A 15,779-nucleotide genomic window follows, 5' to 3' on the forward strand; every position below is an offset into this window, starting at 1 on the left:
ACCTTACACAGCTTGGCGGTTTTGCGAGCGATGCTGTACATGGTTTAATGGCATTTATCCAGTGAATACTCACGCAGTCTGGTCGGGCATTTCTGAGCGCTGCTCTCGCACCGCATTAATCAGACCGCCAGCTTCCAATATTTGGATCTCATCTTCTGATAGATCGTGCCGCAGATAAATACTGTCACCAGGTAAAGGTACTTTTAATTCTATCGGCTTGCCCGATTTTAGCTGGTCGATTGGCTGGTCAATTTCCAATACAATATCCTGCTTGAGACGATCGTAATCACCTGGATTATCAAAAAGCAAAGGCAGCACGCCAAAGTTTACGAGATTGCGTCGGTGGATCCTCGCCATGCTTTTTGCGATTATGCAGCGAACACCCAAGTAGCGCGAAGATATGGCAGCATGTTCGCGACTGGAGCCTTGTCCGTAGTTTTCCCCGCCGACCACATAGCAATCCCCGTTCAGGTTCTTCGCGCGTTGATAAAAGTTTTCATCGATTCTGGAAAAGGTATAGCGACTGATAGCGGGGATATTGGAGCGCAGCGGCAGTATCTCCGCGCCGGCGGGGAGTATTTCATCGGTGGAAACATTGTCGCCGGCTTTGAGTAGCAGAGGGCCCGTTAAACTGCCCGGTAACTGATCAAAGTCCGGTAGAGGTTTAATATTTGGACCCTTGATCAGCTCAACGGCTACGGGGATTTCTGGTGGAGGCTGCAGTTGCGGACGAATATCCGGCAGCTGTTCCGGCTCCTGAAAAGTCGGGTAGTCCATATCCAGGTCGCGGGGATCGGTAATCTCGCCTTTCAGTGCGCTGGCGGTGGCGACTTCGGGGCTGCATAGATAGACTTGGTCCTCCGCAGTGCCGGAACGACCGGGGAAATTCCGTGGTACTGTGCGCAAGCTGATGCGACCACTGGCTGGCGCTTGTCCCATACCAATACAACCGCCGCAGCCGGTTTGGTGTAACCGCGCGCCGGCTTCGAGCAGTTTTGTCAAATCCCCAGTGCGGCTGATTTCCTCAAGTAATTGGCGCGAGGTTGGATTGATATCGAAAGAGACATCATCGGCAATGTGGCGACCGGTGACCATGTGTGCAGGTATCGCGAAATCCCGCAGGCCCGGGTTGGCGGAAGAACCAATATAGCTTTGGTAGATAGGGCGACCTGCCACATCGCGAACAGCGACCACCTTGTCCGGACTGGAGGGGCAGGCAATCAGTGGCTCGAGTTTGGATAAATCAATGGTGTCATTTTCATCGTAGTTCGCACCCTCGTCGGCTTTCATTTCGACGAAATCAGTTTCCCGCTGCTGTTGTTTCAGAAAGGATTTTACCGCCTCATCGGCAGGAAATACACTGGCAGTAGCCCCCATCTCCTGACCCATATTAGCGATTACGTGACGGTCCATCGCCGTCAATTTCACAAGGCCGGGGCCATAGTATTCAACGATTTTGTTCACGCAGCCCTTGACTGTCTGCCGGCGTAACATTTCCAGGATGATGTCTTTGGCGCTCACCCAGGAGGGCAGCTCGCCTTCGAGCTTAACGCCAAGCACTTTTGGCATCTTCAGCGGGAAGGCCGTGCCGGCCATAGCCATGGCCACTTGCAGGCCACCTGCGCCTATGGCCAGCATACCCATGGAGCCGGCCGCGCAGGTGTGGCTGTCGGAGCCGAGTAATGTTTTGCCGGGAATATCGAAGCAGGACATATGCACCGGGTGGCTGACGCCATTACCGGGGCGCGAAAACCAAAGCCCGAATTTACGGCAGGCGCTCTGTAGGAACAGATGGTCGTCGGCATTCTTGAAATCGGTCTGCAGCAGGTTGTGATCCACATACTGAGCGGAGATCTCGGTCTTTACCCGCGACAATCCCAGCGCTTCAAATTCCAGCATCACGAGGGTGCCGGTGGCATCCTGGGTCAGGGTTTGGTCGATCTGGATCGTTATTGGGCTGCCGGGCTCCAGATTGCCACTGACGAGATGAGTTTGGATAAGTTTCTGTGCCAGGTTCATGGTCATATGGGTACCCTTGAATGCAGATTCTGTCGCTGGAGAACACCACCTGCGGCTTATTACAGTCACGCCCATTGTAGTTCAGCGTAAAAGGGCCAATTTGTGGCTATGGCCCCGCTCTCGTTGTTCGTATCCAGTACAGTGGTATGGTCCTTGGGCTTGTTGTATTTGACGCGATGCGAAAGATGCTGTCTTTTTACCACAGGCAAACGTATGACCTGCATCAGTTCCTTTGATGGCGGTGTGCTTCGGCAAATGCTGGCTGCCATACAGCTTTTACTTATAGAGCCTGCTAAAAATAAGAGAGTACAGCGGGAGTAGCCGGCCAGATTTTGGCAACGGAAACCAGAATACCCGTCCAGAATGTCATATAAAACATCTAATGAAATCAATAACCTAGCTAAACTCAATACAATACCTCTATCGAGAACGATAATATGAGTTCCATTACTGTGTTGGCCCTGTGCGGCAGCCTTAGGCAAGAATCCTTTAATAAAAAGCTGCTGCATCAAGCCATTCAACTGGCACCCAGGGAACTGGAATTCTCTCTGGGTAACCTCAGCGATTTACCGTTGTACAACGAGGAAATAAAAAATGTTGGATTTCCTGACAGTGTTGATCGACTGAATCAACTGCTCATTGGCGCAGATGCCATACTAATAGTCACGCCAGAGTATAATTACTCTATTCCCGGAGTATTAAAAAATGCCATTGACTGGCTATCCCGATATCAACCCCAAGGATTCTACAATAAACCGGTCGCCATTATGGGTGCCAGTCCTGGCCGCATGGGCACCTGTCGATGCCAATACCATTTGCGCCAGGTCATGGTATTTTTAAATGCTTGGGTTCTCAATGAACCTGAGATCATGCTCAGTGACGCTTCCAGAGCTTTTGATCACCAGGGGCAATTGAACGACCCCAAGCTGGTGGAGCTGGTACAGAAACAGATGCAGAGTATGAAAAGGATGGTGCATGCCTGAGAGGGATCAGTTATTAACCTGACCCGGAAAGCAGTAAATTATAGGCGCGCTGGCGTTTCAGGGGTTCAAAATGTAGCTGAACATTGAGCAGTCTAATGAATTGCACACTTGTTGCCTGGATAGCTCTTTAAAAGTACATCAAAAAGACGCCAACCAGTGGGTTGAACTGGTTGGCAACAGGTCCTTTGAGTTTATGATTCTGGTATTTGCAGTGTATTCCTATTAACGCAGGTTGCCGATGCACCTATGGTATTCCCTGATATAAATCTTGCCTCCTATAGATGGATTGGCATTAGATTTATCAGCAGCGGCATTACGACAACCTTCTACCTGATCTCGAGTCAGACCCATCTCGGGATGATGCCATCTACCACGGACCGACATGTCTGTTGGTTGCTGGTATCTGGGCAGTACAGTCGGGGGCTGTACTTGATAGAAGTATCTACTATTTTCATCAAAGCGATAGAAAGTGTTACCACTTTGATAATAGGTCTTACCAAGAATCTGCACTGTGGCAGCGTTAGACGGAAGCTGTGTTAAGCGCTCTTGCGCATAGCTGAAACCGGCAAGAGAGAATAGCAGTACCAAAGAAAGTAAATAACGCATAATGATGTCTCCTTCTCCCAACTTGGCAACAAGTCTACTCAATTGGGTGTGCTGTCCCAATATGCGCTGGTGGATAGTTCGGTTGCTAAAGCGTGAATTTTAAGAATGCAATGCGATAATGAGGGCTTTGCAAGTAGTGATTTCTTATGATGTTCAAATAATGGCCAAAGAACGTTCTAATTAATTTCCTCGGGGTAGTATCTGGAGCCAGCGCTGTAAGAGGTTCTAGAATTAACTATTTCTGCTTACTGCTGCGAGTGAGGTTCACTCCGACGTCTGATTGAGTTGATTGTAAGGTGACTGACCTGCCACTTATTTTAATTCTGACCGGATCTCGGAGGGGAGCAGGCTGGTATTCGTAAATCAACCAGATATGCCAACGCATTTGAAACCCCAGGCATTGGATATATTTGTAAATCTTGAGTGCCGATGTCGTCCCTACCGGGGGCGATTTGAGTCCTTCACGTTAAACTTTATCCTCAATAAGATTTTCCGTTAATCTGGTTGTATGTATATTTTAAAATGAGGAAATGTTAACTGACTGAGTCGGGGCAGTATTGTATGTGAGATGATAGTCAATCGCACCTCTGAAATGGCCCTGTGTGGTTTTTATATCTGTTTTTTGGGGTCAAAGGATGCAAGTGGCTAGAAGGTCGCTCATGAACCCCTTCTTTATTGACGAGTTAATAACAGTCCGGTTTCAGTATGCTCTGTATAGGGGAACTGATCGAACAAAGCAAACTGTTCGATGCTGTGTGTCTTGCTCAGCAGTTTCAGGTTTTCCAGTTGAGTTGTCGGGTTACAGGAAATATAGAGAATCCGTGGGAGGCGGGCCACCATTGCGCAGGTGTTTTTGTCCAGGCCCGCGCGTGGTGGATCCACCAGCACAGTACCAAAATTGTAGGAATCCAGATCAATGTCTGAAAGACGTCGGAAGGGGCGTACCTTGTCAATGGCCTGGGTTAATTCTTCGCTGGACAGGCGTACGATGTTTAGGTTGGTGACACCATTTGCACGGATATTTTCCCAGGCAGACTTCACCGAGACTTTGGATATTTCAGTGGCTAACACGTTTTCGAAATTTTTACTTAATGGAATAGTGAAATTGCCATTGCCGCAGTACAGTTCCAGCAGATCGCTGGTATCGTTTCCACAAACCCGTTTGGCCCAATGGATCATAGAGCGGCAGATTTCGCCATTGGGTTGGGTAAAGCTGCCTTCCACCTGTTTGTACTGGTATTGCTCGCCGTCAATCTCCAATTGTTCCGTTACATAGTCCCGCGCCAGTACTACCTTTTGCTTGCGCGAGCGGCCAAGGATCGGAAAGCCGAGCCTGTCCTGCAGAGCGCGGGCCTCTTGCTTCCATGTCTCGTCCAGTTTCTTGTGGTAAATTAGGGTGATCAGTGCATCGCCGCTCATGGTCGTGAGAAACTCGGCGGAGAAGAGGCGTTTGCGCAGTATTTCACAGCCATTGATGACTTTAAGGACGACAGGCATCAGCTGATTCATCAGCTTGGAGCCAATAGTGAAGGTATCTATAATGAAGGGTTTTTTATGTTCACCCTGACGATACATGGCGTAGTACGCTGTGTTGTTCTGATGCCAGATCTTGAATTCAGCCCGCAAACGGTAGTGGCTGGGTGGGGATGGGAATAGTTCCGGTTCCAATGTGGTAAATTCCCGATATGCTTCCCTCAGGCGTTGGGCCTTGTTGTACAACTGGTCTTGATAGTCATCGGTGTTCGCGCGGTGTAGAGCCATATTAAAATACAGTAGTCACAATTACAGGGCGGGTGCGCATTATAAAGGAATCCGTATGGCAATAGGTAAGATTGCAGTCAGGGTGCACGGGCAGGGGCTGTACGAGTTTACCCGGCAGGTTGCGGGCTGGCTTGCCCTGCAGGAGGTGGACGAAGGACTCTGTACGCTGTTTATTCAGCACACATCGGCGAGCCTGTTGATTCAGGAAAATGCCGACCCCAGTGCACGCGAGGATTTGGAGGCTTGGCTCAATCGGCTAGTGCCCGAGCGCGGTGGTCTCTACACCCACACCCAGGAAGGTCCAGACGATATGCCGGCCCATATCAAATCGGCACTGACTGCGGCGAGCCTGTCTATTCCTGTTCAGGGCGGCCGTTTGATGTTGGGTACCTGGCAGGGTATCTACCTTTGGGAGCACCGCCATAAACACGGGCAGCGGCGAATTATTTTACACTTGTAGCGGTGGCTACAGACAGTTGGTGGGTTTGGGGAGGCCGGCGATTTTACTGGCGATCTTGGCCGGGCTGGGCGGAAACAACTGCATCAGATAGATACTGCGGCCCTTGTCTGCGCCCAGGTGCTGGCGAATATAGTGAACCAGAGGGCGCATCGCTGGGGATAGCTCAAACCGGTGATAGAATTCCTGCAGCAGTTTAATCACTTCCCAATGGGCCTCCGTCAGTTCGATACCCTCTGCCTGTGCCAGTTGCACGGCTACCGAGGGGCTCCAGTCGCACAGTTCGCGCAGGTAGCCCTCCTTGTCCAGAGGGATTTTACGGCCTTCCACATCTAGATTACGCATAGTCAGTGTCAACGAAACCAGCTGACGATGGGATTGTGTTGCGTGCAGAGCTGCACCCAGCGGATATCGTTAATCACCTCTACATTGGGTTTTGCCGACGCTGTGGCTTCCTGGGCGCGCGCGGCTGTATCCACTTCCAGACAGTAAATCCGCGCGCCAGGGATGGCCCGGAAAAATTCACCCTGCAGGGCGTAAACGCCATCCTCAATCAGGAGCAAAACATCTCCTTGGGCAAAGTTCTCCAGGCAATCCTGTAGAGCATTTGAGCTGAACGGAGATTGGTTAACAATATGCAAGGTCATCCTAAAAGCTCAAGACACAGTGGTAGGCGGCGATAAGGGTACCTGGCTCCCGGATTGTCTTCACTTCAACACCGGGAATTTGCACCTGATCGAGGGTGATTGTTCGATCTCTGAGACTCTTATGGCAAACAAGCACCTGCTCAATCCCGAACATAGGCAATGCGAGCAGGTTGCGGCGCAGGCTCTTTTGTCCGATCTCTTCCGGCGACTGGTGATCAAGCAACTGGAAAATGCCGTCCCCAAGAAAAAGCAGGTCGATCTCCTGCTCCATAGCTGCAGATGTCAGCACTGCTTCGAGTCCCTCTCGGGCAATGGCACTGCCATAGGGGGGAGTGCGGCAGAGGGCGATTGTGCTGTGGCTCATGATCACCCTCCGAAGGTTACCAGGCGCTCGGAATGCGCCACGGCATCCACCAATTGGCCGAGACCAGCCAGTTCAAACCCATCGGCCAGGTTTGCAGCAGGTTTTTCCAGGCGCTTCGCCTCCCGTTCACTGAGTACCCCGCGCCTCTGTGCTGCGGCGATACAAATCACCAGGTCCAGGTGATACCGGCGCTGCAGTTCCTGCCATTGGGCGATCAGGTCTGTCTCGTCTTGGGGAGGGGCTGTGAGGCTGTTGCCGTTTTGCACACCGTCACAATAGAAGAATACCCGGTAAATTTCGTGCCCCTGTGCCAACAGCACCCTGGCAAACCGCAGGGCGCTGGATGCGGATTGGGCGCTGTAGGGCGCAGAGTAGACTGCCAGGGAAAATTTCATAGGGGGCCGAACAGTAAAATGCCCCGCGCTGCGGGGCATTGAAAATAGCGCAACAACAGCTGCCTGTCAGTCGTCGGAAGAGGCAAATCCGAAGATATGGAGCAGGGCAGTGAACAGGTTCAGGATATCCAGGTACAGGGCTGTAGTCGCCATCAGGTAATTTGTCTCACCCCCGTGAATAATGCGGCTGGTGTCATACAGGATAAAACCCGAGAATAACAGGGCGATAACACCGCTCAGGGCAACACTGGCCAGGGGCAGGTAAAGACCGAAGAAACCGGCGATTAGCATACCCAGGGCGCAAACCAGTACGGCAATCAGGCCAACAAACAGGAAGCCGCCCATAAAACTGAAATCCTTGCGGGTGGTCAGTACATAGGTGGACAGGGCAAAGAAGATCACTGCAGTGGTTCCCAGAGCCTGCATAACAATCTGGCCACCGCCAGCAAGACCCAGATAATGGTTGAGCAGTGGGCCGATAGAAGCGCCCAACAAACCGGTAAATGCAAAGACAACGCCAATACCGGCGCTGGAGTTAGCAGTGCGCGGTAGTACAAACCAGATCAGGGCCAGTGCCGTCAGGGAACAGATAAGGCCCACGCCGCGGCCCATGCCCAAAGCCATGGCAATTCCGGCGGTAGCGGCACTGAAAAGGACGGTCATAGCCAACAGGGCATAGGTATTGCGCAACACCTTCGTCGATTCCGAGCGGTCCTGTGCGCGGGTATGTGAATAAGTTTGCGGTTGCATTAAGCGGCTCCTGCTATGAATTGATATCGGAATCATATAGCCCGCAGTGGGGACCATCAAGTCGGGAAATCCCTTATATTGACCCGGCACCCAACTAGAAATTCCACCACCGGTTTGATTTGCGCCTCGAAACTACGGGATACCTGGGCGAAGTAACCGGTATTTAGGGGCTTGCAGGTGGTTCAACCTGGCCTTTCCCCGTACTGAATTCTACTGGTTTTGCGGATAAATACGCGTGGCTAAAAGTTTGTTCTCGCTCGACAAGCCCCTTATATCTGTAGGGATTTAGTCGAAACCTCTCCGCTTATTGTTGGGGGTTGGCCGCCGTTTTTCAAGGGCGCCAGCTTCAGCCCGCCCTGAATGGCACTTCGATATCGGCGATCAATGGAAGATGGTCAGAGGCCCTGCGGGTGAGTGCGGTGCGGGGAATACACACCTCCTTCACCGTGAGGCCGGCACTAAGGAATAAATGGTCAATACGCACCTTGAGAAACGTCCCCGTGGGGGTGTGCTGAGGGGCCTGTTCCTGTGCGTCGCGCAAATACCCCCCCAAACGTCTGCATTCGGCGGAATTGGGCAGGGCGTTGAAATCACCAAGTAAAATCCGCTCCCCTATGCAGCGAGGGTTATTCAACCATTCGGGTCCCAGGAGTGCATCCACCTGCCGCAGGCGCTCGGCACGGGAAAGTCCCAGGTGTGTGTTGATGATTTGTAACCGGTTGCCATTGTGCTCAACCTCCACCCAGACAGCGCCGCGGGGCTCATTGGGAGCCAGGTTGAAAAGGCGGCCTTTATCCTTGGGTGGACCCGGTAATATTCCTCTCTTTACGAGCCGGACAGGCAAATGGGTGAGGATGGCGTCACCGTAACGCTCTTCCTCAAGGTTGATGGCCGGCTGGAAGTGCATTTCCATGGCTAGCAATCGCGCCAACCGTTCTGCCTGGTCCAGTCCTCCGCTGCGTTTGCGCATAACATCCAGTTCCTGCAGGGCGACAATATCGGGCCTGTAGCGGGCGATCACCCTGGCGATGCGCTGGGGAGAGAGGGTACCGTCCACGCCGCGGCAGCTATGCACGTTGTATGTCATCACTCTGAGGATTTCCTGTGGCCGCCTGTGTTTGTGCACCTTCATAGGGCGGGCGCCGCGCAGGTAGGCCCTGGCGGCTGAGCGCAGGTCCTGCGGGCGCCAGTATCCCAGCCTGGGGTCCGGTGGCTGGATATCCTCCGGCATCAGGGCAAAGGCCTGAGTTTCATTGGGCCCCGCACCGCCATGGCTGCCGTTTTCCATCGCGAAGGTGAGTGGTTGTCGCTCCCCGGCACACCAGCCGTACATCATGAAATCCCCGGCATCCGGGTGGCCGCATAGGCTGGCCATATCGGCGATGGCCTGATGGGGATAGGGATGCTGATCCCCCATCAATTTGCGGCCATCCTCCGGCAGGCGTACGGGGCCGTGTTTCCACCAGCCGTGCACTGGGGATGAACGGGACTTGGGGTCGACCCGATAGAGTACCAGCGGCACATGCGCCTGCTCAACGATGGTTCTGGCTACTTGCGACCTGCTGACGCCGGTGAGTTCCACATTGTAGAGCATCGCCAGTGGTCCGAGGGCCGTCAGGGCCAGTGGCCGGTTGCCCTCCTTTCGGGTGGCGTCTTCCGGCTCCCAGGCTTTATCCATCCATTCGCTGCCAAACAGGCGCTTTCGTTCCAGTTGAACGCCGCATGAGCCATGCCCCGGCGGGATTTCCAGTGTTTCACACAGGCCCGAGAGGGCCTCCGACAGGGCGTCCCCGAGGCTGCGGCCGTAACGCTCTGCATAGGGTTGTGTCTGCTCTTGGCCGTGATCCGAAAAGATCCATACATCGTAATGACGTCGGTCTGCTGCGTGCGCAGCGCGCCAGATGCGCGCCACGGCATCGTCGATCCCTTTCAGCACCCAATGGGCGAAGGCCGAGCGCGGGCCGCGACGGTGGGACTGCTCGTCGTAGCCCAGCAGGTTGACGTAGATAATGGGCAGGCCGCGGGCAATATCGACCTTCACACCCATAGTACAGAGTTCCCGTGTGAGGATCGTGATGCCCACCCGCGTGGGGATAAACATCAGCTCTCTCAGCAAGTCCTGGCCCTGGATGATGCCGCGTACGAAGTCCACCAGTGAGAGTAACAATTCGAGCAGAATCAGCGCGCCGGTGCGAAACAGACTCCAGATATTGGTTAATATCAGCATGCACACCGTTAGCGGGTTGGAACTGCGCAATGCCGGCCCCCAGCCCTGGTCCGCCGGACAGAAATGGGCTTCACCGGTCTGTGTACCCGCGCGGAACAGACTCAGGTAACAGCTGCCGCCGCGCAACAGCGGGTCCCGCTGTTGGGTGTTGATTCTGCTTTCCACCAGTGCGGCCACTTCGGGGTCGTACATACGCCCGAGCTTTTGGGTTTCGTGGACCAGAAAACCAAACGCGGGTACGGCCTGGCGCACGCCGTAAAAGAGCTCGGCCTGCACGGCGGGCGTTGTTGAGGGCACGCCCGGATACAGGTGTTGCAAACGGTAGTGTTCCCTGCGCATAAGCCGTTTCAAAAAGGGCATGCGGCCCACTGCCAAAGCCTTGCGTAACTCGGGATAGGCGAGACCATCTATCTGAATAAGAATCAGCCCGGGAGCGTGGGGTTGCCGCCTGCTGCTGGGCAGGCCGAGTAGGTGCGCTATCCATTCACTGCGGCTAAAACGGCGGCGCCAGCGCCTGATGGAGAGACCGATTCGGCTTAACATTTGTGCGCTTACTGCTCCGGAGTTTGGCTGAGGGCTGCGCCTGCGGCCCCGGTCAGCCCCTCTAGAATCTCCCACTGAGCACCGATCAACTTGCCCAACCGCATCCATTGGGCATACAGGGAGTCATCCATGGGCCAACCGGACTTGAGCAGGGGTTGATAGAGGTCCAGGGCGCGCTGGGCACAGCTTTTCATGGAGAAATCTTGTGCGGTACTGCGGGCTTGGCGTATCAGAGCGTGGCGGCTCTCCTGGGGAAGCTGGTGCAGCCAGTGGATTGCCTGGACAAAACTGCGGGTTTTCTCCTCTGTGACCAAGCGGCCATTGACTCTATCGCGAACCACCTCCCGCGCACCAGTGGCGTTTAGGGCGATTACCGGGATGCCTGCGGCCATGGCTTCGGAAAGAACGAGCCCCTGGGTCTCCGTGGTGGAGGCAAAGACAAAAGTGTCCATGGCGTTGTAACTATCCCGGTGCCAATTGCCCAGCACGGTGCCGGGCATGTGCAAACGTTCAGCGAGGCCCCGCTGCACAAAAATCTGCTGCAACTCTTCTTGCAGCGGGCCGCTGCCGGCGAAAAGGAAATGAGCGTTTTTCTCCGCCTGCAGGAATTCAGCCACGGCGTTACACAGAAAACGCAGGTTTTTTTCCCGCCCCAGGCGGCCGAGATGCCCCACCACAAATGCAGACTTGGGAATACCTAGTTGGCGGCGTACTTTGCTGCCGTCCCCATTGGCGTACTGTTCCAGTTGCACACCGGTAGGCACTTCGGCAATGGGCGTTTGCACACCCCGGTGCCGCAACAGCTTGGCGATACTTAAGCTGGGTGCCAGCACCAGATTCGCTAAGTTGGCGTAGCGGGTAGCCAGCTCGATCACAAAGCGCTTGAGGACCTGGGAGTCGGCCGGGACATAGTGTGTGTAGTGCTCATATAAGGTGTGGTGGGTAAATACCAGTGGCAGCTCCCGCTCCCGGGCCACCCGCAGGGCGGTCATGCCGAGCAGAAAGGGGTGGTGGGCATGCACGATATCCGGCTGGAACTTATCCAGCCGCTCACTCAGGTCCAGTGAAAAGGGCAGGGCGACAGAAAAGTCACTGCCGTTGAAATTCTGGATGGCGTGAATCCGCAGGACATGTTGTTCATCGGGTATTTTTTTCGGAAATTCCGGCGCAACCACCAATACCTTGTGGCCGCGATTGCGGTACTCGGCGCTGAAGGCAGCGATCGAATGTGCAACGCCACCGACGTGGGGCAAATAGGTATTGGTGAGCATGACAATATTCACTGGGCGCTCAACTCCACGTGTTGCAAGCCTTCCGCAACCCGTGTGGGTTTGTAGCCGGGAGGATTGACGCAAATGACTGGCGGCTTGCCATACCAGTCAGCTTTCCAGGATATTGTCGGGTTGATACCGGGAATGATTTCCAGGGTGATGGCCCCAAATCGGGTGGGTGCGGGGCCGAAACGGATGGGTTTCCCGGAAGTGGTGTCGCCAATCCATTCCGGCGGCAGACCCGCGATTAAGACCAGGGTGTCCCGCTCTTCCCGTACAAAACAATTGCGCTGCATGGCAACCCATTCGGCTGCGGCCCAGGCGTGCTGCCCATCTCCCATACAGCCGCCGAGAGAGAGGGGGTGAATCGCCTCCGGCCACTGGCCTGTGGGAGAGGCGAGACGCGCTACATTCTTCATTAGCTCATGACAGCGCCGGTCCCCGGCCCGCAACAGGACCTGAGCAATATGCAGGGTCAGGTAGGCGTTGATCCCCGAGTGGATCATATCCTGAAAAAAACCACCGCTGACAAAGCAGTTGTCGATCAGGTAGTCGGCCAGGTCGGTAAGGCGGGGATCGTCTGGGGGGTAGAGCTGCAGCGGATATCCGGCGACTATGGAGCCTATGGCACCCGCGTCCAGTCGCCGGTTGGGGGAGGCGGGCATCGCCGGGCGGCCCAATCTGCGCTCAGCACCGGCCAGGCTCTCATTGATGGTGTGCTGAAATGCACTGGCTGCAGCGTTAAAACGATGGGCGCTTTCGTCGATCCCCTCCCGGGTGCAGATGGCAGCGGCTGCTTGCAGGCCGGCCACAGCCCAAAAGTCATCCCAGTAATAGCAGTCGTTGGGACCCAGGTGTTCAGCGCTGAAACCAGCGGGAAGCAGACCGGCGCAGCGGCTGCCATCCTGCGGCAGCCGTTTGCCGATAATCCATTTCGCACCCTTGAGTACGGGTTCGCACCAGGCCTGTTTTAGGGGTTTGTTGGTCATTTGGCAGTAGCAGTCAAAAATCCACAGAGCTTCCCCATTGGAATCCCATTCCCCGTCCTGGGAGTGAAAGAAACCGTCGCGTTTTTGTCGTTGGGGAAACTGGTCCAGTGCCCGCTCTGCCCGATTCGTCAGCCCGGTAAATAACAGCGACTGAATCATAAACGTGGCATCGCGGAACCAGAAGCGCTTGTAGGTATAGGGGCCTGGATACACATCCTTGGGAGAGTGCAGGATCAAGGTGCGGATCGCAGCATCGTAGAGGAATTGGAAGTCCTTATCCGGCACCTGAAGGGCGCAGTGCCCCTCCAGGCTATCCTGCCAAGGTGTGGCAGATTTATCTTCGTGTGTATCGGTAGCCAGGGGAATAGAGACTTCCAGCTTGCGGGGTTTGTGCGGCTCAATGCGGAACATGACTGCCGCCGTGGCCATGCCCACCTCACACTCCCCCTGCATACGTCCCTTTTCATCTTTAAGGTGCAGGAAAATATCGCCACTGCGGTAGTTGGACGCCAGGTGTTTGTCCGCGGCTTGCCCGAACTCAACAGCGGGCCCGCCCTCAATCAGCCATTGCCGGCGATTACTCGCCAAGCGCACCTTGTGCACAAAGCTGACGCCCTCTGGGTTGCAGGGGCGCAGTACCACCAGCAGCCAGCCACCGCCGTTGCAGCTGGCGGTAAGCGCCATGGTGCAGCAGGGGCCTTTTGGCCGCACTTTCACCTGTACGCGGTTGCAGAGCTTCAGGTTTTTATGGGCGGATTCAGTGACTACGGCAATATTGTCCAGATCCTGGTGCTGTTTGCAGTAGGGAAGGGTGGAGGGCGTCAATACATCGCCGGCGTCACTGATCACCCAGGCATCAATGGACCAGCCATCATAGTGGGGCGTGAGCAGTCCACGGGGGTCCACAACCGGCAGCGCCTCGCAGTCCGGCAGCCCCACTGCGGTCCAGTTGCGGTGACTGAGGTTGCAATGGGTGATGGAGAAGGCGCGGGGTATAAAGGATTTATCCCGGGGATCGAACTGGCGCTGGATCCAGTAGGGCCAGACCCAGTCCAGATTGTGCTGAATTACCTTGCTGTTGATCAATGCGCGCGCGTGAAATACCGCTCCGGCCCGCAACAGTTCAATGGGTTCGCTCACTTCCGAGGGCTCGGCAAAGCGCTGCAGATGCGCCATCAGTGTCAAAGGGTCCAGGAAGCCGTGGGCTGTGGCGAATCGGCGTACGAAGAAGCGCCATGGCAGCCATTTCATCCAGGGCATTACAAATCCTCTTCTTGAACGATTCTTTTGAGGGCGCGACGCGCCATGCGGGTGAGGCCGATCAGGGCCGCTACCGCCAGGACAAAACCCGCGATATACAGGGTCCATTGAAGGGGGGTGCGCTCTTCCACCTTGCCCAGAGAGGTCAGATCTGCGGCAATGGAGCCGACATAGACGTTGTTAACACTGAGAGGGATGATGCCGAGCGTGTTCCCCAATACAAAATCCCGCAGCCTTAGGGGTGTCAGCCCAAAAAAGTAATTGGAAAGTTTGAAGGGGAACAAGGGTACCAGGCGTGTAAGCATCACCATCTGCCACCCTTCACGCCGAATGACCTCGCCGATGGTTGCCGGTTTGATATGGGACATCACCCACCGTGATGGCCGTTCGCCAAAGAGATGGCGAGCGCTGAGAAAGGCGATAGTGGCGCCGAGTAGAGTGCCGGCGATCACCAGGAGGGAGCCTTTGGGCACCCCAAAAACAAATCCGGCACCCATGGTAAAGATGACACCGGGTAGGAGCAGGATCACCGCTGCGGCCATAATCAGGATAAAAAGCAGGCTTGTTTGCCAGCCGCGGTCGTTGAGCCATTGGAGTAGCGCGATCAGTTGTTCATCTAGATCGAAATAAAATAACAGGCTGAGTACTCCGGCCACGACGATAAGGCACACAGTAACCGCTGCAACTGGTAGAAACTTCGCCGACATAAAACTGCCTGGGAAACCCACATAGTACGGATTTGATCGCCGCCAATTATTAGCCTAGCCAAAGGACAGCGGCAGGTGAAACCTCATATTGACGTTTGAGAGATTTTTTAGGGTGGATTTGACGTAACAATGGGGGGATCGAAAGGATTCCTATGCAGGCAGCGCAAGCCTAACCTCCTAAGTTGTGCATTCTCGCAAAATTATAATTAAAAAATAAAAAGCTATAGCAAATGGGAATAGTTTGGGGAAACAACAGGCTGGCGTAAGGATAGGCGCAGTACCTGAGTGTCGGGTCAGCAGCACATATACTTACTGGGTCTTTCTTAAATACCTTTACGCAGTGGGCGGACTTTTGCCGTTGTCGGGATAGGGGTAATCGTTGTTCAAGGGCGGCTTCGCAATATGGATATTCGCCGGTGCTGCTTGGAGTGGAGCTATAACCAATTCTGGTGTTTGAGGGTTTGAAAGAAAGCAGCGTATCTGGTTGATTTGTTGTTGCCAAACAGTCAACCAACCAAGTGTACGCCGCTATGGACAAGAATACCGTTGTTAAGTTTACAGATCGACAGGAGATAGCTGACCCACTGATAGAACTACTACGCCAGGGCGCACGAGAGCTGCTTCAGAAGGCAGTGGAGGCAGAGCTGTTGGCCTTCATGGAAGAGTTTCAAGGCCGCCGTCTGAACGACGGTCGTGTGGCTGTAGTCCGCAATGGCTTCTTGCGAGGGTGTTCAAAACTCTGTGTCAGCCAAGTAGCCTCATAGGCTGATATATTTCTCCAGGCGATCCGGGAAGTGAAT

15 protein-coding genes are annotated in these 15,779 nt (G+C 54.5%); 3 read left to right on the forward strand and 12 right to left on the reverse strand.

Annotated features, from left to right (window positions below; all coding sequences use genetic code 11):
• Nucleotides 1–69 precede the first annotated feature (69 nt).
• Entirely contained in the window at nt 70–2,025 is a 1,956-nt protein-coding gene (locus Q1A48_RS11530) for an aconitate hydratase (RefSeq protein WP_299944867.1), read from the reverse strand.
• A gap of 431 nt (nt 2,026–2,456) precedes the next feature.
• On the opposite strand from Q1A48_RS11530, the gene Q1A48_RS11535 reads away from it, so the two are divergent.
• The gene (locus Q1A48_RS11535; protein ID WP_299944869.1) at nt 2,457–3,002 is read left to right on the forward strand and encodes an NAD(P)H-dependent oxidoreductase; all 546 of its coding nucleotides are present in this window, start codon (nt 2,457–2,459) and stop codon (nt 3,000–3,002) included.
• A gap of 222 nt (nt 3,003–3,224) precedes the next feature.
• Here Q1A48_RS11535 and Q1A48_RS11540 read toward each other — a convergent pair whose 3' ends face one another.
• Together Q1A48_RS11540 and trmA are read right to left on the reverse strand one after the other, a co-directional pair.
• Nucleotides 3,225–3,608, reverse strand: coding sequence for a hypothetical protein (locus Q1A48_RS11540; protein ID WP_299944871.1), 384 nt, complete (start codon nt 3,606–3,608; stop codon nt 3,225–3,227).
• A 672-nt stretch (nt 3,609–4,280) separates the two neighbouring features.
• The gene (trmA, locus tag Q1A48_RS11545; protein ID WP_299944873.1) at nt 4,281–5,369 is read right to left on the reverse strand and encodes a tRNA (uridine(54)-C5)-methyltransferase TrmA; all 1,089 of its coding nucleotides are present in this window, start codon (nt 5,367–5,369) and stop codon (nt 4,281–4,283) included.
• A 55-nt stretch (nt 5,370–5,424) separates the two neighbouring features.
• Here trmA and Q1A48_RS11550 point away from each other — a divergent pair, with 55 nt between their 5' ends.
• Nucleotides 5,425–5,829 carry a secondary thiamine-phosphate synthase enzyme YjbQ gene (locus Q1A48_RS11550; protein ID WP_299944875.1) on the forward strand — a complete coding sequence of 135 codons (405 nt, stop codon included), beginning with the start codon at nt 5,425–5,427 and terminating at the stop codon, nt 5,827–5,829.
• A gap of 6 nt (nt 5,830–5,835) precedes the next feature.
• Here Q1A48_RS11550 and Q1A48_RS11555 read toward each other — a convergent pair whose 3' ends face one another.
• The 9 genes from Q1A48_RS11555 to Q1A48_RS11595 form a co-directional block, all read right to left on the reverse strand.
• Complete coding sequence (locus tag Q1A48_RS11555) at nt 5,836–6,171, reverse strand: TusE/DsrC/DsvC family sulfur relay protein (RefSeq protein WP_299944876.1); 336 nt, start codon at nt 6,169–6,171, stop codon at nt 5,836–5,838.
• Nucleotides 6,172–6,179: 8 nt separating this feature from the next.
• Nucleotides 6,180–6,473, reverse strand: coding sequence for a sulfurtransferase complex subunit TusB (gene tusB, locus Q1A48_RS11560; protein WP_299944878.1), 294 nt, complete (start codon nt 6,471–6,473; stop codon nt 6,180–6,182).
• A gap of 1 nt (nt 6,474) precedes the next feature.
• A complete protein-coding gene (gene tusC / locus Q1A48_RS11565; RefSeq protein ID WP_299944880.1) occupies nt 6,475–6,837 on the reverse strand; it encodes a sulfurtransferase complex subunit TusC in 363 nt (120 codons plus the stop codon).
• 2 nt (nt 6,838–6,839) lie between these two features.
• Entirely contained in the window at nt 6,840–7,232 is a 393-nt protein-coding gene (tusD, locus tag Q1A48_RS11570; protein ID WP_299944882.1) for a sulfurtransferase complex subunit TusD, read from the reverse strand.
• A 66-nt stretch (nt 7,233–7,298) separates the two neighbouring features.
• Nucleotides 7,299–7,982: a Bax inhibitor-1/YccA family protein gene (locus Q1A48_RS11575; RefSeq protein ID WP_299944884.1), complete on the reverse strand. Its 684-nt coding sequence runs from the start codon at nt 7,980–7,982 to the stop codon at nt 7,299–7,301.
• Nucleotides 7,983–8,328: 346 nt separating this feature from the next.
• Nucleotides 8,329–10,752 carry an endonuclease/exonuclease/phosphatase family protein gene (locus tag Q1A48_RS11580; protein ID WP_299944886.1) on the reverse strand — a complete coding sequence of 808 codons (2,424 nt, stop codon included), beginning with the start codon at nt 10,750–10,752 and terminating at the stop codon, nt 8,329–8,331.
• Between the two features lie 8 nt (nt 10,753–10,760).
• Nucleotides 10,761–12,035, reverse strand: coding sequence for a glycosyltransferase (locus Q1A48_RS11585; protein ID WP_299944887.1), 1,275 nt, complete (start codon nt 12,033–12,035; stop codon nt 10,761–10,763).
• Nucleotides 12,032–14,272 (reverse strand): hypothetical protein, encoded by a 2,241-nt coding sequence (locus Q1A48_RS11590; protein ID WP_299944889.1) that lies wholly within the window; start codon nt 14,270–14,272, stop codon nt 12,032–12,034. Before Q1A48_RS11590 ends, Q1A48_RS11585 begins: the two co-directional genes overlap by 4 nt.
• Entirely contained in the window at nt 14,272–14,979 is a 708-nt protein-coding gene (locus tag Q1A48_RS11595) for a TVP38/TMEM64 family protein (protein ID WP_299944891.1), read from the reverse strand. Before Q1A48_RS11595 ends, Q1A48_RS11590 begins: the two co-directional genes overlap by 1 nt.
• Nucleotides 14,980–15,509: 530 nt before the next feature.
• Between Q1A48_RS11595 and Q1A48_RS11600 the strand changes: the two genes are divergently transcribed.
• Nucleotides 15,510–15,743 (forward strand): hypothetical protein, encoded by a 234-nt coding sequence (locus Q1A48_RS11600; protein ID WP_299944893.1) that lies wholly within the window; start codon nt 15,510–15,512, stop codon nt 15,741–15,743.
• Nucleotides 15,744–15,779: the final 36 nt, after the last annotated feature.

It is taken from the genome of uncultured Microbulbifer sp. (assembly GCF_947489355.1).
In the GTDB taxonomy this organism is placed as follows: Bacteria; Pseudomonadota; Gammaproteobacteria; order Pseudomonadales; family Cellvibrionaceae; genus Microbulbifer.